The following is a 536-nucleotide window of genomic DNA, read 5'->3' on the forward strand; positions in this document are numbered from 1 at the left end:
CCGGCCAGAAGATTTGCCGCGCGCAAGGGTTCAATCGCCGAGGCATAGGACATCAGGGCATAATCAGGCAGCAGGAAAAAGCCGATATGTTGCGGGGCCGGAAAGGCAGAGGGGCCGGAATGGATCAGGGCAGCAGACGGGCTGGCCGATGTCTGGCGGGTTCCGGGTTTGTGTGCGGACGTCATCTTGTGCCTCTGATCCTGCATTTCGGAGCATCTGAATGAATGTCCCAAATTTGTTATTAGATGTCCTTTTTAGACAAGCCGCAAATTACGCCTATGTCAAGATCAGCTGGTACCCGAAGCGGGCAACAGCGAAAGATCAAAGATGCGTTATTCAGCCCTGTCATTGCTTGGCAATGCTTTTTCCAAGAACAAGAACTGGAAGCCCGCATGGCGTAATCCTGATCCCAAACCCCATTATGATGTGATCATCATCGGGGGTGGCGGACATGGATTGGCAACGGCCTATTACCTGTCAAAGGTGTTTGGCGTGCGTAATGTGGCGGTCCTTGAAAAAGGGTATCTCGGATCGGG

At 53.0% G+C, this 536-nt stretch carries 1 protein-coding gene and 1 pseudogene; one reads left to right on the forward strand and one right to left on the reverse strand.

Annotated features, from left to right (window positions below):
- Positions 1 to 185 (reverse strand): annotated as a pseudogene (locus TH30_RS21935) (hypothetical protein); the annotation flags it as partial.
- Between the two features lie 142 nt (positions 186 to 327).
- Between TH30_RS21935 and TH30_RS21940 the strand changes: the two are divergent.
- Positions 328 to 536 (forward strand): FAD-dependent oxidoreductase (locus TH30_RS21940; RefSeq protein ID WP_114100196.1); only part of this gene is annotated, 209 nt, incomplete at its 3' end.

The sequence above is a fragment of the Thalassospira profundimaris genome (assembly GCF_003326795.1).
GTDB classification, from domain to species: Bacteria; Pseudomonadota; Alphaproteobacteria; order Rhodospirillales; family Thalassospiraceae; genus Thalassospira; species Thalassospira profundimaris_C.